A 3,329-nucleotide genomic window follows, 5' to 3' on the forward strand; every position below is an offset into this window, starting at 1 on the left:
GGATGATGGTTTAAGTATATTCACGCCACGCGCCGTTGCCGGTGTTTTTGCACTGGAGATTGGCACCGAATCTCGAGGTGAAAAAATGTTGGAAAAGCTTCTGCTGGACACTGCGGCAAATGTTCTTTGGGAAGTTGAGCGCAGTCCGGCAGGCGCTGTAGGCTCTTCCCGCTTTTTGCCCACCGCGTGTCGCGTGGAGGGCGCGTGTGTATGTGAAGCCGCACGCACAACTGCGTCTGACAAAAGAAAAAGCCGGATCGGTCTGAAACCGTCCGGCTTTTCGGGATGTGGTGCCCGGGGCCGGAATCGAACCGGCACGCCTTGCGGCGGGGGATTTTGAGTCCCCTGCGTCTACCAATTTCACCACCCGGGCTGCGAGGAGCGAAGCCTCAAATTATGGCACAGTGTGGCCATGAACTATCCAACCATTGAAGACGCGATTGGCAAAACGCCTCTGGTCGCGCTGCAACGCATTTACGCCGTCGAAAACGCCGCCCGCGGCAACGTCATCCTGGGCAAGCTCGAAGGAAACAACCCCGCAGGTTCCGTGAAAGACCGCCCGGCGCTGTCGATGATCAAGCGCGCGGAAGAGCGCGGCGACATCAAACCCGGCGACACGCTGATTGAAGCCACTTCCGGCAACACGGGCATTGCACTGGCCATGGCCGCGGCGATCAAGGGCTACAAGATGGTCCTGATCATGCCGGAGGACCTGAGCATCGAACGCGCCCAGACCATGAAGGCTTTTGGCGCCGAATTGATCCTGACACCGAAAAGCGCCGGGATTGAATATTCCCGCGACCTGGCCGACCAGATGCAAAAAGAAGGCAAGGGCCGGGTGCTGGACCAGTTCGCCAATCCGGACAATCCGCGCATCCATTACGAGACCACCGGCCCTGAAATATGGACAGATACGTCAGGCAAAGTGACACATTTTGTCAGTGCAATGGGCACAACCGGCACGATTACCGGTGTTTCCCGCTATCTGAAAGAGAAAAACCCGGYGATCAAGGTCATCGGCGCCCAGCCCAGCGAGGGCTCGCGCATTCCCGGCATACGCAAATGGCCACAAGAGTACTTGCCCAAGATCTACGACCCCCGCCAGGTCGATGAACTGGTACTGGTGAGCCAGGCTGACGCTGAGGACATGTGCCGGCGCATGGCGCGGGAAGAGGGCATTTTTGCCGGCATCTCGGCGGCCGGAGCCTGCTGGGTGGCACAGGAAATCGCCAAAACCGTGAAAGACGCCGTGATTGTCTTTGTCGTTTGTGACCGCGGCGACCGCTATCTGTCTACCGGCGTATTTCCGGCTTGAGCCATTTTTTTGAGATCAAAATGGGCTTTGACCCATATGTGACGAGCGCAAGCAGCTATTAAAACGATAGCGGGCTTCTTTCCTCAATATCCTCTTTTCTCTTCCTTTTTTCACCATGACCCACGAATTCAGGTTTTGCCCCAACTGCGCGACGCCGCTGGCCATGGTGTCGCAGATGGAAGACGGCGGCGAGAAGGCCCGGCTGCGTTGCCCGGCCTGCGGCTATACCCACTGGAACAACCCTACGCCCGTGCTGGCAGCCGTGATTGAGTACAACGGCCAGGTTTTGCTGGCCCGCAATGCCGCCTGGCCCGGCAAGATGTACGCGCTCATCACGGGTTTCATGGAAGCCGGGGAAACGCCACAAGGCGGCATAGCCCGTGAAATCAAGGAAGAAACCAGCCTGGACGCCACCTCGCTGGACCTGATCGGCGTCTATGACTTCCAGCGCATGAACCAGATCATCATTGCCTACCATGCGGTCTGCACGGGGGAGGTCAGCCTGTCGCCAGAACTGGTGGACTACCGGCTCTACGACCTGGACAAGCTCAAATGCTGGCCTGCGGGCACAGGTTACGCGCTGGCCGACTGGCTGCGTACGCGCGGCCATGAGCCTGAGTTTGTGGATTGGGCTACCGTGCTGAGCAAAGTGGAACCGGACGGCGACAGCAAGGCCGGGTAAAACCGGATATTGCCGGGCAGAAGGGGCTTTGCGCTTTGCTTAAAATCGCGGCAACCCAAGGATTTTCATGAACATCGACAAAGAACTCGACACCCGCGGCCTCAATTGCCCRCTGCCCATCCTGAAAGCCAAAAAAGCGCTGACGGAAATGCTCAGCGGCCAGCTGCTGCGTGTGGTGTCAACCGACGCCGGCTCTACCCGTGATTTCCAGGCATTTGCCAAACAAACCGGCAACGAACTGGTCGAGCAACAGGTTGCCGGTAGTGACTTTATTCACGTTTTAAAGCGGCGCTGATTCTGTAACAGGCTGTTATCAGGCCACCTGTTTGCGACGTTCACGGCCCGACCAGCCAATTTGCAGGTTGTCCAGGTAATTCCGGAAATACACGCCCACTTCAGGGTGCTCCAGCGCCAGCTCTACGGTTGCTTCCAGGAAACCTTCCTTACTCCCGCAGTCATAGCGTTTGCCTTCGTATTGGAAGGCATACACGCTCTCCTGGCCCAGCAGGCTTGATATGCCGTCGGTGAGCTGCAGCTCGCCACCCACGCCGGAAGTCTGCTTTCGGATGTGCTCAAAAATCGCGGGCGTCAGGATGTAGCGTCCGGCCACACCCATGCGTGAAGGTGCCACTTCCGGCGCCGGTTTTTCGACAATCCTTTTGACTTTCATCAGGCCGGTGCTGGCGCCTTCCGTGGCTACGATGCCGTAACGGCGGGTTTGATCGAGGGGGACCTCTTGCACCGCCAAAATGGATTGCTGGACCTCGGCAAATTGCGCCGCCATCTGGGCCAGCACCGGCTGGCCGCCTTTCGGGCCGACCATCAAGTCGTCGGCCAGCAACACGGCAAAAGCCTCCTGGCCCACCAGGTGCTCGGCGCAGAGCACTGCATGGCCCAAACCCAGGGACCGGGGCTGGCGCACATAAGAAAAATTCATGTCGTCCGGCTGGACTGAGCGCACCAGCGATAGCAGTGCGTGCTTTTGGGCTACTTCAAGTTCGTTCTCTAGTTCATAAGCAGTATCGAAGTGATCTTCGATGGCCCGTTTATTGCGTCCAGTAACAAAAATCATGTGTCGGATGCCTGCGGCGTAGGCTTCTTCCACTGCGTATTGGATCAACGGTTTGTCCACCACAGGGAGCATTTCCTTGGGTTGGGCCTTGGTGGCTGGCAGAAAACGGGTGCCGAGACCAGCAACCGGGAAAACGGCTTTATTTAATGTAAATTTTTGCATCGACTTTGACCGAATAAAAGCCTAAAGTGTTGCGTTGTTGGTACAGCGCGTGGGTCGGACAAATGCCCGAATCTGCGTGAGCACAGCACGCAATCGAG

General features: G+C 57.6%; 4 protein-coding genes and 1 tRNA gene. 3 read left to right on the forward strand and 2 right to left on the reverse strand.

The window, feature by feature from the left end; translation table 11 throughout:
- Positions 1-288: 288 nt before the first annotated feature.
- Positions 289-373 (reverse strand) — tRNA-Leu (locus AC1D1X_RS19035).
- A gap of 39 nt (positions 374-412) precedes the next feature.
- Between AC1D1X_RS19035 and cysM the strand changes: the two genes are divergently transcribed.
- From cysM to AC1D1X_RS19050, 3 genes are all read left to right on the forward strand, one after another.
- Positions 413-1,315 carry a cysteine synthase CysM gene (gene cysM / locus AC1D1X_RS19040; protein ID WP_477698898.1) on the forward strand — a complete coding sequence of 301 codons (903 nt, stop codon included), beginning with the start codon at positions 413-415 and terminating at the stop codon, positions 1,313-1,315.
- Positions 1,316-1,430: 115 nt separating this feature from the next.
- On the forward strand, positions 1,431-1,997 hold the full coding sequence (locus AC1D1X_RS19045; RefSeq protein WP_477671235.1) for an NUDIX hydrolase: 567 nt from the start codon (positions 1,431-1,433) through the stop codon (positions 1,995-1,997).
- Positions 1,998-2,064: 67 nt separating this feature from the next.
- The gene (locus AC1D1X_RS19050) at positions 2,065-2,292 is read left to right on the forward strand and encodes a sulfurtransferase TusA family protein (RefSeq protein WP_007867181.1); all 228 of its coding nucleotides are present in this window, start codon (positions 2,065-2,067) and stop codon (positions 2,290-2,292) included.
- A gap of 18 nt (positions 2,293-2,310) precedes the next feature.
- Here the strand turns inward: AC1D1X_RS19050 and galU are convergent, their stop codons facing one another.
- Positions 2,311-3,231 (reverse strand): UTP--glucose-1-phosphate uridylyltransferase GalU, encoded by a 921-nt coding sequence (gene galU, locus AC1D1X_RS19055; protein ID WP_477671236.1) that lies wholly within the window; start codon positions 3,229-3,231, stop codon positions 2,311-2,313.
- Positions 3,232-3,329: the final 98 nt, after the last annotated feature.

This window comes from Polaromonas sp. P1_G4 (assembly GCF_056405475.1).

Excerpts from the sequence above, each read along its gene's own strand:
- AC1D1X_RS19045 (WP_477671235.1), top strand. The coding sequence starts at position 1,431 with ATGACCCACGAATTCAGGTTTTGCCCCAACTGCGCGACGCCGCTGGCC.
- galU (WP_477671236.1), bottom strand. The coding sequence starts at position 3,231 with ATGCAAAAATTTACATTAAATAAAGCCGTTTTCCCGGTTGCTGGTCTC.